Source organism: Belliella baltica DSM 15883 (genome assembly GCF_000265405.1).
Taxonomy (GTDB): domain Bacteria; phylum Bacteroidota; class Bacteroidia; order Cytophagales; family Cyclobacteriaceae; genus Belliella; species Belliella baltica.
In genome coordinates this window covers 3,000,550-3,019,208 of sequence record NC_018010.1, presented here as the reverse complement: position 1 = coordinate 3,019,208, position 18,659 = coordinate 3,000,550, and the positions used below count along the sequence as shown (strand labels likewise).

The following is an 18,659-nucleotide window of genomic DNA, read 5'->3' as shown; positions in this document are numbered from 1 at the left end:
TCAAGCCGTAATGTGTTTTGTGTAAAATGGCTTCTCTACTTACTTCCATGACCTACAGATTTTGAAGGTTGGTAGTTGGTTTCAAGCATCTTTTCGATGTCCGAAACTTTGTAGTAGAATTTGCCATTGATTCGGCTGTAAGGCAACACTCCATTATCCCGCAGGGATTGGAGGGTTCTCTTGCTGATATGCAGCGTTTGCATCACATCCTGCCCATCAATCCACTCTTCTTTAAAATTCTCTAAGCGTGATTTATGGTAGTGCTGCAGGTATGCTTTTATGGTCTTAATCTCCTGTGAGAGTGACAGGATTAGTTCAATAATCTCTGTCATAGCTTTACTCTCCCTTTTTTGATTAAGTAATCCGCTGCTTGCTGTTCTACTTCTTCAGCAGACATAGAGCGGTTGCGAAGCAACCAGTTCTCTAACTCTGTTCTTTTGAAGTAGAGCTTCTTACCGTTTGGCTTATAGTGCGGTACATTACCCGCACTTGTCAGTTTATAGAGGTGTGATTGAGACAGCTCTAAATACTGGCATGCTTCATTGAAGTTTAATACTTCCTTACTGTAAATCCCCTGGCTCTCGATTAGGCGTTGGAGATTTTCGAGACGTTTTAATATTTCGTCCATTTTAAATCTGTTAAGAATTAATGAATGGACTTCAGCGCTAAAGTCATCCTTGATTGTCAAGGACATAGCAAATGTCAGAAGAGGTGTCTGGAAGTATTGAAAATGGAAATTTCAGCCCGTGCAACAGGCTGAAATACAGACACTTTTGAAAAAGAGTGGAAATTTGAAATGGTAAATTGACGGAAAATTACCGCAATTTAACCGAGGGGTAATTTGGTCAACCAGTACTGAGAATCGATGTATTCGGCTAATTGTTCCGGGTTTTGTCGGTAGGTTCTGAACTGCTTGTCAAGATTTGCTTGATAGCGGTGGTCAAGGAACTTCCGAATATCAACATCTTTTATTTGCTTGGTTGGTTGGAAGGTTCGCTGATGGAAATAGCCTTTATTGATCAACTGGTGGTAAATGGCAGCCATTTCATTTTTCATGCCATGCTTGTCAACAAACTTGTAGTTCTCATCAATGTACCCGTTTTGAAAAAGTGACTCTTCGAAGCTGGCAAAACGAGTAGGAGTTTTTATGATGGCTACATAAGAAAGAATGCCTTTACTCGTATCTCTAAAGTCATTGGTAAGTGCCTTAAAAGGCTTAGCTGCTTGTGGTATTGCTTTTGGGTTTGAAGGACTTGCTATTTGTATTGGCACTGCTTCTGAAACATGTGATGGATTTGGTGCAGTGTGATTAAAGTAAGTCAGATAAATATCGTCTTCCGTAAGCGGTACTTCCTTTAGCTGCTCCGGATAGCATTCTTGAACTTCCATGAATAAACGAACAAGCTGGTGCTTTAGATAGAATAGAATGAAAGCTCCATCACTGGCAGTGTTATTCCCTTTCAACGCCCCAAACTGCGGGTCGTATTGTTCGGGAGTGTAGTTCTGTTCTTGAATAACTTGTGCAATCTCTCGGAGCTTTTCGTTGAGAGTTCTAGTTAGCGCCATATGTACATGGTATTTCCTTGCATTGGCATTGATACTTTCGCCTACATTTTTGTGAATGAAGTTTAGGTATTCTATTGCTGCTGAATCTATCAATGCCTGGAAATACTTTCGCTTGTTGCTAAGAGCCTTTGAAAAGGATATTTCAAACTGTGGCTGTGTCTGGTAAAAAACCTTTGGAAGGTCGTTTAAATCTTGCTTGAACTTCAGTTCTGAAACTCCCGACAATAACCACGGGCGAAGATCGAGAAACAGAATGCGGTTGTATATTTCTAAAGATGCGCTCATAAGTTCAGTTTGATTTTGTTGGCTGCTTCCTTCTTCTTGTCGTCAATGATTTTCGCATAGACTTGGGTAGTTTTCAATTCCCTATGGCCTAAGAGCTTTGAAACTGTGTAAATGTCTGTTCCTGCCGTAAGCTGCAAGGTAGCATAGGTATGCCGGGCGCAATGAAAGGTAATGGTTTTGGATATTCCTGCCTTCATCATCCATTGTTGCAATTTCAAGTTGTGCCATGCTGAGTATTTCAATCCTTTAAACACTCGCTCGTCTTTATCTTGGCGTTCGCCAAGCAAGCCAACGGCTTGTTCTGAGATTGGGAGTGTTTCTGCTCCTTTGGTTTTCTTCTGTCTGAATCGGATGTAGTAACCCCGATCATTTGAATGTTGTACTTCGGACCATAAAAGTTTATTTATGTCTGACCAGCGCAACCCTGTAAGGCAAGAAAATATGAATGCCGTTTTCAATTGGGTGTTTTCACATTCGGTATTCGCAGCTGCTTGCAGTTCTTCCAGTGTCAAAAATTCTCTTTCCGGCTCTCCTTGTTTAAATGCTTCTGCACCTTCAGCGGGATTATGCGGTATGATGCCATCCTTTACGGCTTGCTTCAAGGCAGCCCGAAACTTGTTAAAATAGGAGTATTTGGAATTTTGAGATAGCTTCTGCACTCCATGGGCTATGGCCTTTTTGTCCAGGTATTCTTTGAAGTCCTGCACGAACTCTCGATTCACAAATTCAAAAGAAATGTCTTGAGGCATGAACTTCTTGAAATGCTTGATCATGCTATCCCAATTCCCGTAATTTCCTGCGCTGTCCTTGCGTTTATTGGCAAGCAGTTGCAGGTAGGCAGTGAAACTCCCTTTTAGTTTTTCACTGTCACGAAAACCGTAAGTGCCGTTTTGAATTTCAATCTGCCTTTGCGCTCGGATGGTTTCAGCCAATTGCTGGGTCTTCTTATTGATTTCCTTTTGCTCCTTAGTTTTCGGGTTAGGCTCTAGGTAGAGATTTAGGTATTCTGTTTTCCTTTTGCCCTTGTTGTAATAATCAAGGTACAGGCTGGTCTTTCCGCCCTGGTTCCTTTGTCTGAGTGTTACTTTCATGCCTGAAACAGTTTATCGATTTCGGTTCTCCTTATTATGGTTCGTCTACCAAGTTTGGCCGCTTTGATTGTGCCGGACTTGATTTGACGGTAGATAGTCATGCGACTTGCTCCAAGTAGCTTGCAGGTTTCTTCGATGCTTAGAAAGTCTTTGCTTCCTAACTGATCTTCTTGGAACTCTAAACGTTGGTGGGAGACAGGAGCGACTTCTTGTAGCTTAGCATCCCGCTTGCGCTTTTTATAATTTCGGGATGCACAAGTATGGCTACAGAATTGGGTAACCGTAGTCTTTGCGATGAATGACTCACCACAGTGCTGACAGATCTTCGGTATCTCAATGTTGCTGCTCACGTGTTTCCTTTTGTGGGCTTGTTTCTGTCACTGGATGTATCTGATTGTATCAGTATGTATCCTGATGTAACATCATCTCGCCATTGCTCAAAAAATCTGTTGCTACCAACAAACTTGTTTCTAGTAACAACTGATTAGCAACGAATATACGGAAAAAAGGGAAAATTAGCAACAAGTAAAGGAAATAAAAATAGTCTAAATGATAGTAAAAGAAGGGTTTAGGGTATAAAGGGAAAGTAACTTACTTTCCGATACAAAACTTACTAAAAATATTATCCAACAAATCATCAGTCGTAATCTCCCCAGTAATCTCGCCAAGATAATGAAGCGATCTTCGGATATCCATAGCCAAGAAATCATTTGTAATTTCATTGTCTAAGCCTTCCAACACATCAAGTAAAGATTGACGTGTTTTCACCAAAGAATCGTAGTGCCTGATATTGGTAACGATGGTATTTCCAGTTCTAAATTTATCCAGATTAACCAATTCTAAAATCCTGTTTTTCAAGGCATCCAAATTCTCTTTCTGTCCAGCAGATATAAAAACTGTATCCGGATATTTCCTGTTTAAATCATTGATAAATTGATCATTAGCCTTATCGGTCTTATTCGCTACTTTAACAAATGGAACGCCTAGATTTTCTAGCTTTTCTACATCTTGATTGATCTCTTCCATGTTGGTATCTGTCAAATCAAACAAGTACAGAATCAAAGAAGCTGTCTTCATCTTTTCATGTGTACGGCTAACACCAATAGACTCAATCACATCTGTAGTTTCTCGCAAACCTGCAGTATCGATAAACCTAAATATCACCCCGCCGATATTGATTTCATCTTCTATAAAATCACGGGTCGTACCTGCAATTTCAGAAACTATGGCTTTTTCTTCATTCAAAAGTGCATTGAGTAGGGTAGACTTGCCTGCATTGGGTTTACCAGCGATTACAGTTGGAACACCATTTTTGATCACATTTCCCAAGTCAAAACTACTGATCAACTGTTCCACCACACGGAGTAATTTCTCTACCAAGATTCTTAAATCATCTCTGCTGGCAAACTCTACATCTTCTTCGGTAAAGTCTAACTCTAACTCTATCATGGAAGCAAAGTGAATCAATTCTGCACGAAGCTTTGAGATTTCTCCACTAAACCCACCTCGCATTTGATTTAAAGCGGCTTGGTGAGAAGTTTCTGAATCGGCGTGGATCAAGTCAGCTACAGCTTCAGCCTGTGCCAAATCAAACTGTCCATTTAAAAATGCCCTTTGGGTAAATTCCCCTGGTTTGGCGGGTCTTGCCCCGTTTCTTACCAAGAGTTTGATGACTTGATTGACGATATAAGAGGAACCATGAGTTGAGATTTCCACCGCATTTTCCTTGGTAAAGGATTTAGGGGCAACAAAAAGTGAAACCAATACTTCATCAATAATGCGCTCACCATCTCGGATAGTACCAAAGTGGATGGTGTGGGAATCTTGTTTTTCCAGATCTTTTCCCTTGAAAACTTGATTGCAAATCCTTATCGCATCCTTACCGGATAATCTTATCACTGCAATCGCTCCAACACCCTGAGGGGTAGCCAATGCGACAATCGTATCTTCTTTCTCGTGTAAACTGAACATGCTTATTTGGTAAAACGCTTCACAATGCCTTCCAATCCATCAATAAAAGGCTGTGGCTGTCTATATCCTGGCAATTGGGTAATATTCTCCATAGTGGCATCCATGATCACAAAGTTAGGGTAGGAGGTAACCCGCATTGTTTTGGCCATACTTGCTTCAGTATATTCTTTACCTTTAAAAGTAAATTTTCGGTCTTCTTTTTCTGCATGAAGCTTTACTGCATAAAAATTGTCATTAACATAGGCAATGACTTGATCATCAGTAAATGTCTCTTTATCCATTTTTTTACACCACCCACACCAATCAGTATATACATCCACTAAGATCATTTTGGGATTGTTCTGCGTCGCAGCAGAGGCCTCCTCAAAAGTCATCCAATTGATTTTCTCCTGTCCAAAGGCATTAAATGATAAAATCAATCCGAAGAATAATAAAACACTCAATCTTTTCATATTTCAAATTTACACATTTCTCAAGACTTCTTTTTCAAAACCACTTCACCACGCAGTAAGTTCATAGAAAGTTAACCGTTCATCGTTAAACGTTAAACGAAGAATATTAGTAACCTGACATTAACTCCACGTCTACCTGACGTAGACAAGCTTAATGCATTAACATTTAACGCTTAACCTTTAACGTCCACTCCAAATAACCGATTTCTATATAACTCAACAAACCCCAACTTTCAAACCTTTAAACATTCTAACCCTTTAACCTTTTTTCATCCTTCATCCCTCCTAATTTATCCTTTCTTAAACCTTCCAAACCCAACTTTTTAACACAAGAAGCAAATCTAAAATCTACCCTCTAAAATCTAAAATTTAAAGCATCACCAATATATTCCCCGCCACATCCTTCGACATAAAGATCGTTTTTTTGTTGTCAACAAGGATTTCTATAGAACCGTCAAACTCTACTTTTTCCAAGACTTTTATCCTTGCACCAATGTAAGCTCCGACCTTATCCAAGTATCTCAAAAAGGCAGCGCTTTTGTCATTGACAGCGACGATCTGACCAGTTCCGTTTAGCTCAATTTCGTTAAGTGGAAGACGGGGACGAGAACGGACATCACCATACTCATCAGGTATCGGATCGCCGTGTGGATCGAACTTCGGAAAGCCCAAATATTCATCCAGTCTTTGGATCAAAATAGGGGACTGAACATGCACCAATTCATTGGCTACATCGGCCACTTCGTCCCAAGAAAATCTGAGTTTATCCACTAGGAAAACTTCCCATAACCTTTGCTTTCTGATCGTTCTCAAAGCTAGTATTTTTCCTTCTTCTGTAATGTGAACACCGTAGTATTTTCGGTATTCTATCACCTCTTTTTCGCCAAGTTTCCGAAGCATATCACTCACCGAAGCAGGCTTGGTGTTCATTTCTCCGGAGATGTCATTTGTGGAAACACCCTTCTTGCCAGCATCAGAAAGTTGGTAAATGGCCTTCAAATAATTCTCTTCCGCGTGTGTCAATTTAATCATAAGTCTTTTTTGAATTCGAGAACAAAGGTAGGGTTTTAGTCGACACTAAAAAATAATTTACTTTAGTCTAAATTGGTTGTGGATAACTCAATTTTAAATGTGTTTAGTGTTTTAGACCTGTCTTATTTTAAATTTAGATATACCTTAAAAAAGATGTAAAATATTATTGATAAGCTATTTATAATGAAATAAAATAAGCTTGAGTCAAATATTTTCAAATTTCACGAAGTTTCTTTATCCCAAAAATTAGTTTCCAAAACAGTCCAAAAACATAAGTTTCCCACATGCTTGTGGATAAAAAAATCAAATCATAAAAAGTTACTTTTTGTGTCAAAGCCTATCCCGTGGAATCACGGGCACAAAAAGCAAGCGAAAGAGATATAAATTTTTGCATCAAATTATATCACAACCATCAAACTTACTACTCACAAAAACAAACTTAAAACTGATCTTCAATCAATCGAATAAAGCTCTTTCTATCAAACTTTACTTCATCACCCGGACGCTCACTATAAAAAGTTTGCTTCAAAAAATCATCAAGATTTAACACTGCATTTTCAACATCTCTAAACTCAAACCCAAGACCTGATTGGTATCGATCTGCCATGCGTTTCCAGTTTTTGTTTGGTGTATAAATATAAGGCTTTCCGAGCGCCAAGCATTCATACATTTTACTAGGAATCTTTGGGCTGATACTTGACAGTTGATAGTATGGTAAAAGGACAATATCACAAGTCTTGTAAGCTTCTAAAATCTGCTGATAATCCATGGGATTTTCAGAAACCTCTAAGCATATCTGAGGAACAGTGGAAGCAAGTTCTTTCAACTCTTTACCGTATGAAGGTATCGGATAATGCCCAACAATTTTCAGTTGAAAATTAGAATATACTTTCAGGATTTCAACAAACCATTTTATGGCTTCTACCACCCCATAAACTTCCGTAAGCGTACCAGAAATTAAAAAAATGATTTTCTGATTTGGCTCAAATTTAACAGGTGAAACTGATTTGATTTCATCAAAAAATTTATTCTCTAAAACAGTGAAATCGGTAATACTTGGAAATTCTTCTTTATAACAAGCCTCAGCAAAAATATAGTGATCAACAAAAGGTTTACTGCTCTTTTCAATTAATCCAATCCATAAAACAGCAAGAATTTGCTTCCATTTTGGAAGTGTTTTGTTTTGCTTGACATTCAAGATGTAGTTTTCTTGAAGATCATAGATCAGCTTGTACTTATAAAAAAACTTCATTAAAACAGCAGCTGGAAGCAATTCATATGTAGTAACTATGAGGACCTTTGGCTCGATAAATTTAAGAATCCCGAGGAACTTTATATTGACAAAAAACCTTTTCCAAGTTGATCTTTCTTGATCAAAAAGTTTGAAATAGCTGATATCTTCTTCTAAACGTGGATTTTTTAGTGAAAATCCTATGATGTTAAGATGGTATTTATTTGTTTCACGCAACGAAAGTCCTAGCCGATAAAACGCACGGGCATCCTGAAGTGGTTTAAGTACTGAAGCTATGGCTATCTTTGGCTTTTCCACAGTTTATTTCACATTGAACAAAAGCGAAACTAATAAAAAAAATGGATTTAAAGACAATCATTGAGAACGCATGGGACAACAGAGCGTTGTTGAAAGAACAAGATGTACAGAACGCCATCAAATCTGTTATTGCAGACCTAGACTCAGGTAAACTTAGAGTTGCGGAACCACTAGAAGATGGTTCATGGAAAGTGAATGATTGGGTAAAAAAGGCTGTTATTCTTTACTTCCCGATTCAAAAAATGGAAACCATAGAGGTTGGCCCATTTGAATTCCATGATAAAATGGCTTTGAAAACCAATTATGCAGCACAAGGTGTAAGAGTAGTACCCCATGCAGTTGCAAGATATGGCGCATTTCTCGCCTCTGGTGTAGTAATGATGCCTTCTTATGTAAATATAGGAGCATTTGTCGATAGTGGAACGATGGTTGATACATGGGCTACAGTCGGGTCATGTGCTCAAATAGGAAAAAATGTTCACTTAAGTGGTGGAGTTGGAATTGGTGGAGTCTTGGAACCTGTTCAAGCCGCTCCCGTAATTATTGAAGATGGAGCATTTATTGGTTCTAGAGCAATTGTCGTAGAAGGTGTCAGAATTGGAAAAGAAGCAGTGATAGGAGCAGGGGTAACCTTGACCGCAAGTTCAAAAATTATTGATGTGACAGGAGCAGAACCAAAAGAATACAAAGGATACGTGCCACCACGCTCAGTTGTAATTCCAGGTTCCTTATCTAAGAAGTTTCCTGCCGGTGAATTTCAAGTTCCTTGTGCCTTGATCATTGGTCAAAGAAAAGCCTCTACAGACCTTAAAACATCACTAAATGACGCGCTAAGAGAAAATAACGTAGCAGTATAATTAAACCAAACCTATGAAATTTAAATTTCAAATTTATTCAAGCCTATTCGTATTCTTATTATTGATTTCTTGTCAAAGCTCTTCAAATGAAGGGGACGATCTTTTTGCAGCTGGAAAATATGAAGAAGCAATCAAAGCTTACGATGAATTCCTTTCCACTAATCCCAGAAATATCAAAGCCTTATATAACAGAGGAAGATCATACGAGGAGTTAGAAAATTTTGAACAAGCAGAAAAGGACTTTATTACTGCATTAGATAATGACAGCAAGAATGTCCAAGTGATGCTAAGTTTATCAAACTTGTTCCAAAAGCAAAAAAATCACAGTTCCGCTCTTCTTTACGCAGATAGAGCTGTAGAAATCCCAGGAGCTCCTTCAATGGCTTACTTTATGAAAGCAAGAGCGCTGCATCAACTGGGAAATACAGATGAAGCACTCAAAGAATATAGTGCAGCAATCAAGATGGATACTGATTTTGGCCAAGCTTACTACAACAGAGGTCTTTTAAAATTGGCAACTAATAAAAAAACTTCCGGCTGTGAAGATTTAACCATGGCCATGAAGTTAAATTACGAAGCTGCAGCCGAAGCCAAAGAAAAATATTGTAAATAAACTTTGATATAAAAACAAGAGGAGCCAATTTTAGCTCCTCTTGTTTTTATTACCTTTAATCTATTTCTAAAACAAGTCAAAACATAAATCTTTTTTAAACTATTACAAAAATCAATGGTTCTTCATTCTATTAAAAACCGCTGAAAGGTGTCTCGGCTCTTCAGCTTGATGATTACAGATTTGATCGGATTGAAGGCGACCCACGCCCTGACAGGTTCTACAAGCGCTAGTCTCAAGTTTACTGCCTTCACAAGTTGGACAGGTCAACCTTCCCTGACCAGCACATTTTTCGCATTCAAAGTATTCCACAATATTGAAAACATTTCTTTTGGTGATTAAGCCACTTCCTACACACTTACTACATCCTACGATTCCTTTTGCCTTACAATAACTACAATCCTGTTCTAATTCTTTTGCTCCATCGCAAGTAAAGCAAGCCTGAAATCGATAACCCCTTCTATCGCAAAGTTCACATGCCTTGATATCATTTAGTGGCTTCTCAAGCATTCCTTCTAGTGCTTTTGCTCTTTCATAATTATCCCCTTTGAAACCATTTAATTCTAAGTATTTATTTAGAAAATTAGCACTGTTGTCATATTGCTTCAATTGATAGAGGATCTCTGCAAAGTAGTAAGGCATTTCTGGAGGAATAGGAAGATTAGTATCAATTATTTGTCTAAAATATTCATTAGCTTTTTGATAGGATCCTCGCTCCATCTCAGCTAATGCATTTGTCATCAGTCTAGATGATCCTCCTAAGCTAGGCTGAACTTGGGCATTGCTAATATTCACATGCAACAAAAATAATATTCCAAAAAGAGATATTATTTTAGAAAAGGCTAGATATTGGGTTATTGAATTCATTCTTATTTTTTATAATTGAAAGACAAATTAATCAGGATTGCTTCATAAAGCAACTTTAATTGTCGATTCAAGAATTATTCAATTTTACGAATAAAATAATTATATTTGAAACTATTCAATTGTTCACTTTACTACCAAAGCATGATACAGGAAATTTTCAGTAAATTATCGCCTGAGTTGATATCAAATCTTACCAATTCTTATGGATTATCTAACGATCAGGCTTCTAAAACCATATCTACAACCAAAGAAAGTCTTATAAGTTCTCTTGGAAAGGAAGTTTCATCGGGCAACATCGATGGAATTTTGAATATGGTAAATAATTCTTCCAACTTAAGTTCGAATCCCATGTTTAGCGGATTAATAAACAAGCTGGCACAGGATTATGGTTCAAAATTAGGATTGTCATCCGATAAGACGATTCAAATCGCCTCTTTTATTTTACCGAAAATAATTAAAGCCATCTCGGGAAGCAAAAGCGGAAATATTGAAAAAACTGATTTGATGAGTATGATGGGGTCTGCCGCTGGTGATGCGCTGAAAAGTAAAGCCTCAGATGCTTTAAAAAAAGGATTAGGAAATTTCTTTAATTAACATATAATTTAAACCAAATAACAATGTCAAAAACAATTTCAGAAATCGAAGGTATCGGACCAGTTTTTAAAGAAAAACTTGGAAATGCAGGCATCACAACAGTAGAAGCTTTGCTATCTAAAGGTGCTAGCAAAAAAGGTCGAAAAGAAATCGCAGAAGCATCAGGAATAGATGAAGGTAAAATTTTGGACTGGGTAAATATGGCTGATCTTTTTAGAATCAAAGGTGTGGCGAGTCAGTTTGCTGAATTATTGAAGGCAACTGGTGTGGATACTGTGAAAGAACTAAGAACAAGAAATCCTGAAAATCTACATAAAGCCTTAACAGAAAAGAATGCAGAAAAAAATCTGACAAGAGTAGTTCCTGCTCTTTCTCAAGTAGAAGGCTTTATCAATCAAGCTAAGGAATTAGAACCTCTTGTAACACATTAATAAATTCCCCTTCTTCATAAAAAACCTTAATACAAGTTTACGTATTAAGGTTTTTTGTTTTAGATTGTATTTCTCATCTCTCTTGAACTTTTCTTATGAACCAAGCAGATTTCAAATCACACCTTGAACAAGGTTACACTTTCAAAAATGATTATTTTATTTTAGGAACAGGGATTCTTAATCAAGAACCTATACAAAATGCTCAAGTTAAAATACCGCTCAAAACCTTAAATAGGCATGGATTGATCGCTGGAGCAACAGGTACTGGTAAAACAAAAACATTACAAGTCATTGCCGAGCAGCTTTCATTAAAAGGGATACCATCTGTACTCATGGATCTGAAAGGTGATTTATCTGGACTGGCAATGCCAGGGTCAAATAATTCACATATTGAAAAAAGGAGCACTGCAATTGGAGTTGACTATAATCCAACTGGACTACCGGTTGAATTGATGTCTATTAGCCAAGAAAAAGGAGTTAAACTTAAAGCAACTGTTTCTGAATTTGGTCCTGTTTTGATGTCTCAAATCATGGAGCTGAATGATACCCAAAGAGGTGTCATGGCTTTAGTTTTTAGGTATTGTGATATGCAACATTTACCACTTTTGGATCTCAAAGACCTTAAAAAAGTACTTCAGTATATCACAAACGAAGGAAAAGAATCCATCACCAAAGAATACGGCTCGGTTTCTTCTGCTTCAGTTAATACCATCATGCGTAAAATCATTGAACTGGAACAACAGGGAGCAGATCATTTTTTTGGGGAATTATCCTTTGACGTTGATGATTTTGTCAAAACAAAGGATGGAAAAGGTGTGGTATCAATTATTCGATTGACCGACATTCAAAATAGGCCAAAACTGTTTTCTACCTTTATGCTGAGCCTTCTCTCAGAGATTTATGAAACATTTCCTGAGCAAGGAGATTCAGATAAACCAAAACTTTGTCTTTTTATTGATGAGGCACATTTGGTGTTTTCCAATGCAAATAAAGATTTGATTGATAAAATAGAATCCATCGTCAAATTAATCAGATCTAAAGGAGTAGGTGTGTTTTTTTGTACGCAATCACCAACGGATGTTCCAGATGCAGTCTTAGGTCAATTAGGATTGAAAGTTCAGCATTCCCTACGTGCATTTACGGCAAAGGATAGAAAAGCCATAACCAAAACAGCAGAGAATTACCCTATTTCGCCATTTTATAAAACCTCTGAGGTATTGACTTCCATGGGAATTGGTGAAGCTTTGGTAACTGTTCTTAATGAAAAAGGTATCCCAACTCCTTTAGTGCATACTTTATTGAGAGCGCCTGTTTCAAGAATGGATATCTTAGATGATTCTGAGATCGATACATTAACACAAAATTCAGACCTGGTTAAAAAATATGCCAAATTGATCGATCGGGAAAGTGCATTTGAAATTCTTGATATGAAGATTACTAGGGCAGAGCAATTTGCAGAAAATGAAGAAAAAAATCTTCCAAATCAAAACACTCTTAGAGGTCGAAAAACCACCTCTGAGCCAAGCTTATTAGATGATTTAAGTAAAAATACCATGATAAGACAAATTGGAAGAACAATATTCAGAGAATTAACGAGAGGAATATTAGGTTCTATTTCTGGCAAAAAAAGGTAATCTTTGCGCTGAAGATCTTATCAATAATGTTAGAAGTAGGAGTAATAGGAGCAGGCGCAGCTGGCTATTTTGCGGCAATTCATGCGAGTGGCAATCATTCAAAAGTCACTATTTTAGAAAAAACATCAAAATCCCTATCAAAGGTCAAAATCTCAGGAGGAGGAAGATGTAATGTGACACATGCAGCGTTTGAAAACTCCCATTTGATCAAAAACTATCCACGCGGAGAGAAATTTCTCAAGAAATCTTTTGTTCACTTTTCAGTAAAAGATACAATTACATGGTTTGAATCCAGAAATGTATCCCTCAAAGTAGAAGCGGATGGCCGGATGTTTCCTGTTTCGAATGATTCAGATACCATTGTTCAGGCTCTGCAAAATGAAGCGAGACTAAAACAAATCAAAATTATCTACAATTGCGGAGTTGAAAGTATCCTTTATATAAACAAAAAGTTTATCATTAAATGCAAACAAAATAGTTTTGAATTTGATAGGTTGATTATTTGTACTGGAGGATCTCCAAAAGTATCTGGATTCAATATGATTCAGGAATTGGGACATCATATTTCAGAGCCAATACCATCACTTTTTACATTCAATACGCCTAAAGAACCTATTCGTGAATTGATGGGGATATCAGTTCCAGACGCCCATATCAAACTTGAAGGAACTAAATTAGCCTACAAAGGTCCGCTTTTGATTACTCATTGGGGATTAAGTGGTCCTGCAGTGTTAAAGCTTTCTGCATTTGGAGCTCCTTGGTTATTTGAAAAAAATTATCACGCTAATGCACATATCAGATGGGGGAATGATTGGACTGAACAGGAACTACAAACAAACATAGGAAAATTTAAATCAGAACACCCGAAAAAGAAAGTCAAGTCTAATCCATTGTTTGGCATTCCGACAAGACTGTGGGAGCATCTAGTTGAAAAATCTGAAATCAATTCAGACAGTTTGTGGCACAGTTTATCAAAAAAGCAATTGAATAGACTAATACAGAATCTTTTTTGCTATATTGTCGCCATCGAAGGAAAGACCACTTTCAAAGAGGAGTTTGTAACTGCAGGTGGAGTAAAATTGGAAGAAATCAATCCTGAGACGATGGAGAGTAAACTTTTGCCCGGTTTATTTTTCGCTGGTGAGGTTTTAGATATAGATGGTATTACTGGTGGCTTTAATTTTCAAGCTGCATGGACTACCGGATATCTCGCTGGAATAAATGCTAATCAACCCCATGATAATGAGTAATACACCACCAATTAACTTCGAGAATATCGATGAAATGGCCGATGGAGATGCTGATTTTAAAGCTGAATTAGTAGCAGCTATCTATGCATCTTTGATCGAATTAAAAGAAAAATATCTAGAAGGAGCTGAGGATCAAAATGAAGAAACTATTCACCTGATCAGACACAAAGTAAAACCTACCTTAGCCCTTTTTGAAATTGATAAGCTAAGCAATATCATTCAAGAGGGTAAAAATATCATAGCTGAAAAGGGTTTCAAAGATGACTTTATAGAACATCTAGACGCTTTTTTAGATGCTTGGCAAGAAGCTTTTGATTATATCAGTGAAAAAATAAAAGAGGAGTAAACCACAAAGGTTTACTCCTTTAATTTTAGCACCAAATCCACCAGTCTGTTGGCGTAGCCTGCTTCGTTGTCATACCAACCTACGATTTTAACTAGATTGCCTTTAGCTGAAGTTAAACCAGAGTCAAAAATACAGGAATGGGGATTTCCAATAATATCGATAGACACTATTGGATCCTCCATATACTCTACAATTCCTTTCATTCTTCCGTTTGCTTCTTGTTTGAAAACTGAATTGATTTCCTCAACGGTAGTATCATTTTTCAATATCACAATCAAATCTGTCAAAGAACCATCTGGTACCGGTACCCGCATCGCTGATGCTTCTATCTTTCCCTTTAGCTCTGGTAACACAAGTTCCATGGCTAAGGCTGCGTGAGTTGTAGTCGGAATTATAGAATAAGCAGCAGCTCTCACTCTTCTCAAATCCCGATGAGGCGCATCATGTAGGTTTTGATCATTGGTATAAGAATGGACAGTAGAAACATATCCCTTTTCAATTCCAAAATACTGATCTAATATCTTCACCATGGGAGCTAAGCAATTGGTTGTGCATGAAGCATTTGAAATTATTTGCTCTTTGCCTGTCAAAATATGGTCATTTACTCCTAATACTATTGTAGGAACTTCCTCACTTTTAGAAGGAGCGGTTATGATTACCTTTTTTGCTCCGGCTTTAAGGTGTTGAGAAGCACCTTCCAAATCTGTAAATTTCCCCGTTGACTCAAGTACGATATCTACATTGAGTGATTCCCAAGGGATCAAAGCTGGATTTTTTTCAGCAAAAATCTTGAGCAGCTTCCCATTAATTATCAAATCACCATCTTTTTCTTCCACTTTGAAAGCGTATTTTCCGTGAATTGAATCATATTGTAATAAATGGGCTAGAGTAGAAGGATCTGTTAAATCATTGACAGCCACCAATTCAATATCTTCTTGCTCTAAAAGTAATTTAATGGTAAGTCTACCAATTCGGCCACAACCATTCACTGCTACTCGTTTTTTAGTCATATCGGGTAATTATTTTTCAATTGCGAAGTTACAAAACCCGCATTATAAAGACTACAAATCAGGTTTGATATGAAAATGTTTCTCCAATTAACTGAAAACTCAATAACCCAATCAACTATTAACTTAATCAACCAATAACCCCAGTGGTGTACAAAGTACCAAGAATACAATCAACCCTACTCAATTCACTAATAAATTGGTAACCCAATTAACTAATAGCTCAATCAACCAATAACCCTAGTGGTTTACAAAGTACCCAGTACCATGAACAAAGAATGCAATCAATTTAACTCAATTCACTAATAAACTGATAACCCAATTAACTAATAGCTTAATCAACCAATAACCTAATTAACTGATAACTTTATGAACCAATCAACAAATATTTTCCGCTTATATTCAAGCTTTTGGAAGCTAGAACCAAATATTTTTTTGCGAGGTTTTGCATTATGAATTTAACCCTCTATATTTGCATCACCTTACGGAAAAGAGGTTAATTCGATTCTAAAATGGTCCGTTCGTCTAGGGGTTAGGACGTATCCCTTTCACGGATAAAACACGGGTTCGATTCCCGTACGGACTACAAAATCAATTAACCTTTTTTCTATTTCTGGTCCGTTCGTCTAGGGGTTAGGACGTATCCCTTTCACGGATAAAACACGGGTTCGATTCCCGTACGGACTACAAACAATTTGATGTTTTTCATCGTTCAACATACTTAATTATCTGTTTATCAGATATGTATAATGAATTTGTTTTATGGTTGTTAGTGGTTAAAGTGAGTAAAAACCCGATCTTGTAGATCGGGTTTTTTATTTTATACCAGTACTAATCCCGCATCCAAAAGATCTATCCATAGTTTAGAATTGATCAAATTTTCAATTTTTCCAATTCCATCATTTTCGTACTTTTCTTGAAATTCTGCAAAGATTAGTTCCTTTTGATCTTTTTTCAACAAGATCAAATCGAATATCGAAATCAACCATTTTCCTTCTAGCTTACTGACATTTATTTCTGAGGTGAAATTTTTGTTTTCAACAACCATAATTACGCCTTCAACTTTCTTTCCTTTTTTATTGAAAGTTGTACTTTTTAATTCAGGCTTATTTCCAAGCCATACCATTTTTGAATTAGGTTTGGGGAGCATTTCATCTGCAGCATTAATTGCCTTATAGATAAAATTGGGAGAGACAGTTGTTTTCGGGATTTTAAAATCAAACCACTCTTGCAACGGAAAATCAAAACAGATTCCATGCATGTAATTGAACAAAGCTTTTTTCAAACCTGCACTGAAAAGTTCATGATCAGCACCCTCTGGATCTTCATGACTTAAATCATTATCCGCAAATAGACCTTTTTCTGGCCCGATCTTTACAACTCTGAATTTTCCTGGGTCTATTCCAATAGGTGCATGGGAAGTCATTGCAAACAAATGCCAAAAACCTGACTGAATTACATTATTTTCAAATAATTGCCTTACAATTTCTAAACTATCTATGGTCTCTTGAGCAGTTTGGGTAGGGAAGCCATACATCAAATACGCATGAACCATGATTCCTGATTCAGTAAAATGATGGGCAACTCTTCCCACCTGCGCAACATTGACACCTTTTTGCATCATCTCCAAGAGTCGATCAGAAGCTACTTCTAGTCCACCTGAAACAGCAATACACCCTGAGGCTTTTAGTAGTCTACATAAATCAAAGGTAAATCGCTCCTCAAATCTAATATTTGTCCACCAAGTAATTCTCAGCTTTCTTCTCAATATTTCAATAGCCACTTCCCGCATCAAGGCAGGTGGCGCCGCTTCATCCACAAAGTGAAATCCAGTCTGCCCAGTTTGTTCTATCAATTCTTCAATCCGATCACAGATTAAAACAGCTGAAACCGGCTCATAATTTTTAATGTAATCCAGAGAAATATCACAAAAAGAACACTTCCTCCAATAGCATCCATGTGCCATAGTAAGCTTATTCCACCTTCCATCAGACCAAAGCCTATGCATAGGATTGACAATTTCAATAACTGATAAATACTTGTCTAACAATAATCCTCGATAATCCGGCGTCCCCGTCTTACTAAATGGAATATCACCTTCTCTAGAGCCATTGTAATACACTACTGCTCCGTCAATTAAGGTAAAAGTCCTCTTCAAATCAATTTTTGCTCTTTTTCCCTCCAGATATTCTATCAAATTGGTCAAAGGTCTTTCACCATCATCCAAAGTAATAAAATCTACATATTTAAAAATTCTTGGCTCCTTAAGACTTCTTAACTCTGTATTTGGATATCCGCCACCCATGACAATCTTGATATTGGGATGTTGGGCTTTGATATATTGTCCACATCTCAATGCACCATACAGATTTCCTGGAAAAGGAACGGAAATACAAACCAAACTCGGATTTGTTTCAGCAATGCTTTTTTCTAATTCCTCAAATAAGTACTTATCCACAAAAGAAGGCTCAGAATCCAAATATTCCTTCAAAGGATCAAAAGAAACTGCTGATCTTCCCAAGCGTTCGGCATAACGACTAAAACCAAAATGTGGGTCAAGTGCTTCTTGAATCAAATCTCCCAAATCTTCCAAATAAAGTGTTGCAAAATGCCTTGCCTTATCCTGAATACCCATCGTTCCAAATGCCCAATCCATCTCCTCCAACTGAGCAAATCGGGAAGCCTGTGGTAAAAAGTCTCCATCACAGATATTGTAGGCTATCGTTGGATTATTAAACTGAAGAAAATTTATAACAGGGGTGATGGTTTCTAGATAATCAGTCTTTAATTTCAATATCCTTTGACTATTCGGGGATAGCTTTTTAACATCCTTTTGTTCAATACTTTGAAACAAATCAGTTAAACCATCTTTTGAAAAAATTCTAAGAATAACATTTAAACCAAGGTCAAACTGAAAGGATTTTTTCTCCAATAAATTAAGATAACCTTTGATATAAGCCGTAGCAGGATAGGGGGTATTTAGCTGAGTAAATGGGGGAGTGAGAAGAAGAATCGATGCTGACACAATTAATTATTTTGCTCCAAATTTCGGCATTTTCTTCGAGATACAAACTTTCTATCTCATCTCTTTGAAAATAAAGGCCTAAACAGTTTCAA

19 protein-coding genes and 2 tRNA genes are annotated in these 18,659 nt (G+C 37.1%); 9 read left to right on the top strand and 12 right to left on the bottom strand.

Going from position 1 to position 18,659, the window contains the following annotated elements; translation table 11 throughout:
• Positions 1-35: 35 nt before the first annotated feature.
• From BELBA_RS13780 to BELBA_RS13745, 9 genes are all read right to left on the bottom strand, one after another.
• Positions 36-332, bottom strand: coding sequence for a helix-turn-helix domain-containing protein (locus BELBA_RS13780; protein WP_014773301.1), 297 nt, complete (start codon positions 330-332; stop codon positions 36-38).
• Positions 329-628: a helix-turn-helix domain-containing protein gene (locus BELBA_RS13775; RefSeq protein ID WP_041779683.1), complete on the bottom strand. Its 300-nt coding sequence runs from the start codon at positions 626-628 to the stop codon at positions 329-331. Before BELBA_RS13775 ends, BELBA_RS13780 begins: the two co-directional genes overlap by 4 nt.
• Before the next feature lie 197 nt (positions 629-825).
• A complete protein-coding gene (locus BELBA_RS13770; protein WP_014773299.1) occupies positions 826-1,851 on the bottom strand; it encodes a DUF6617 family protein in 1,026 nt (341 codons plus the stop codon).
• Entirely contained in the window at positions 1,848-2,942 is a 1,095-nt protein-coding gene (locus BELBA_RS13765) for a site-specific integrase (RefSeq protein ID WP_014773298.1), read from the bottom strand. Before BELBA_RS13765 ends, BELBA_RS13770 begins: the two co-directional genes overlap by 4 nt.
• Positions 2,939-3,292 (bottom strand): helix-turn-helix domain-containing protein, encoded by a 354-nt coding sequence (locus BELBA_RS20355; protein WP_014773297.1) that lies wholly within the window; start codon positions 3,290-3,292, stop codon positions 2,939-2,941. The genes BELBA_RS13765 and BELBA_RS20355 overlap by 4 nt, the downstream gene beginning before the upstream one ends.
• A 241-nt stretch (positions 3,293-3,533) precedes the next feature.
• Positions 3,534-4,913 carry a tRNA uridine-5-carboxymethylaminomethyl(34) synthesis GTPase MnmE gene (gene mnmE, locus BELBA_RS13760; protein ID WP_014773296.1) on the bottom strand — a complete coding sequence of 460 codons (1,380 nt, stop codon included), beginning with the start codon at positions 4,911-4,913 and terminating at the stop codon, positions 3,534-3,536.
• Between the two features lie 2 nt (positions 4,914-4,915).
• Positions 4,916-5,365 (bottom strand): thioredoxin family protein, encoded by a 450-nt coding sequence (locus tag BELBA_RS13755; protein ID WP_014773295.1) that lies wholly within the window; start codon positions 5,363-5,365, stop codon positions 4,916-4,918.
• A 369-nt stretch (positions 5,366-5,734) separates the two neighbouring features.
• Complete coding sequence (locus BELBA_RS13750; RefSeq protein ID WP_014773294.1) at positions 5,735-6,397, bottom strand: metal-dependent transcriptional regulator; 663 nt, start codon at positions 6,395-6,397, stop codon at positions 5,735-5,737.
• 439 nt (positions 6,398-6,836) lie between these two features.
• A complete protein-coding gene (locus tag BELBA_RS13745; protein ID WP_014773293.1) occupies positions 6,837-7,946 on the bottom strand; it encodes a glycosyltransferase in 1,110 nt (369 codons plus the stop codon).
• 41 nt (positions 7,947-7,987) lie between these two features.
• Between BELBA_RS13745 and BELBA_RS13740 the strand changes: the two genes are divergently transcribed.
• Positions 7,988-8,803 carry a 2,3,4,5-tetrahydropyridine-2,6-dicarboxylate N-succinyltransferase gene (locus BELBA_RS13740; protein ID WP_014773292.1) on the top strand — a complete coding sequence of 272 codons (816 nt, stop codon included), beginning with the start codon at positions 7,988-7,990 and terminating at the stop codon, positions 8,801-8,803.
• A gap of 13 nt (positions 8,804-8,816) precedes the next feature.
• On the top strand, positions 8,817-9,416 hold the full coding sequence (locus BELBA_RS13735; RefSeq protein WP_014773291.1) for a tetratricopeptide repeat protein: 600 nt from the start codon (positions 8,817-8,819) through the stop codon (positions 9,414-9,416).
• A 111-nt stretch (positions 9,417-9,527) separates the two neighbouring features.
• Here the strand turns inward: BELBA_RS13735 and BELBA_RS13730 are convergent, their stop codons facing one another.
• Positions 9,528-10,280 (bottom strand): molecular chaperone DnaJ, encoded by a 753-nt coding sequence (locus tag BELBA_RS13730; protein ID WP_014773290.1) that lies wholly within the window; start codon positions 10,278-10,280, stop codon positions 9,528-9,530.
• Between the two features lie 141 nt (positions 10,281-10,421).
• On the opposite strand from BELBA_RS13730, the gene BELBA_RS13725 reads away from it, so the two are divergent.
• The 5 genes from BELBA_RS13725 (at position 10,422) to BELBA_RS13705 (ending at position 14,535) form a co-directional block, all read left to right on the top strand.
• Positions 10,422-10,874, top strand: coding sequence for a DUF937 domain-containing protein (locus tag BELBA_RS13725; RefSeq protein ID WP_041779378.1), 453 nt, complete (start codon positions 10,422-10,424; stop codon positions 10,872-10,874).
• 23 nt (positions 10,875-10,897) lie between these two features.
• Entirely contained in the window at positions 10,898-11,305 is a 408-nt protein-coding gene (locus BELBA_RS13720; protein WP_014773288.1) for a DUF4332 domain-containing protein, read from the top strand.
• A gap of 95 nt (positions 11,306-11,400) precedes the next feature.
• The gene (locus BELBA_RS13715) at positions 11,401-12,939 is read left to right on the top strand and encodes a helicase HerA-like domain-containing protein (RefSeq protein WP_014773287.1); all 1,539 of its coding nucleotides are present in this window, start codon (positions 11,401-11,403) and stop codon (positions 12,937-12,939) included.
• Positions 12,940-12,965: 26 nt separating this feature from the next.
• The gene (locus BELBA_RS13710) at positions 12,966-14,189 is read left to right on the top strand and encodes a BaiN/RdsA family NAD(P)/FAD-dependent oxidoreductase (RefSeq protein ID WP_014773286.1); all 1,224 of its coding nucleotides are present in this window, start codon (positions 12,966-12,968) and stop codon (positions 14,187-14,189) included.
• A complete protein-coding gene (locus tag BELBA_RS13705; protein WP_041779682.1) occupies positions 14,182-14,535 on the top strand; it encodes a hypothetical protein in 354 nt (117 codons plus the stop codon). The genes BELBA_RS13710 and BELBA_RS13705 overlap by 8 nt, the downstream gene beginning before the upstream one ends.
• Before the next feature lie 11 nt (positions 14,536-14,546).
• On the opposite strand, the gene gap is transcribed toward BELBA_RS13705, so the two are convergent.
• Positions 14,547-15,545, bottom strand: coding sequence for a type I glyceraldehyde-3-phosphate dehydrogenase (gene gap, locus BELBA_RS13700; protein ID WP_014773284.1), 999 nt, complete (start codon positions 15,543-15,545; stop codon positions 14,547-14,549).
• Between the two features lie 511 nt (positions 15,546-16,056).
• Here gap and BELBA_RS13695 point away from each other — a divergent pair.
• Together BELBA_RS13695 and BELBA_RS13690 are read left to right on the top strand one after the other, a co-directional pair.
• A tRNA-Glu gene (locus BELBA_RS13695) sits at positions 16,057-16,128 on the top strand.
• 29 nt (positions 16,129-16,157) lie between these two features.
• Positions 16,158-16,229 (top strand) — tRNA-Glu (locus BELBA_RS13690).
• A gap of 133 nt (positions 16,230-16,362) precedes the next feature.
• On the opposite strand, the gene BELBA_RS13685 is transcribed toward BELBA_RS13690, so the two are convergent.
• Positions 16,363-18,567, bottom strand: coding sequence for a B12-binding domain-containing radical SAM protein (locus tag BELBA_RS13685; protein WP_014773283.1), 2,205 nt, complete (start codon positions 18,565-18,567; stop codon positions 16,363-16,365).
• Positions 18,568-18,659 lie beyond the last annotated feature (92 nt).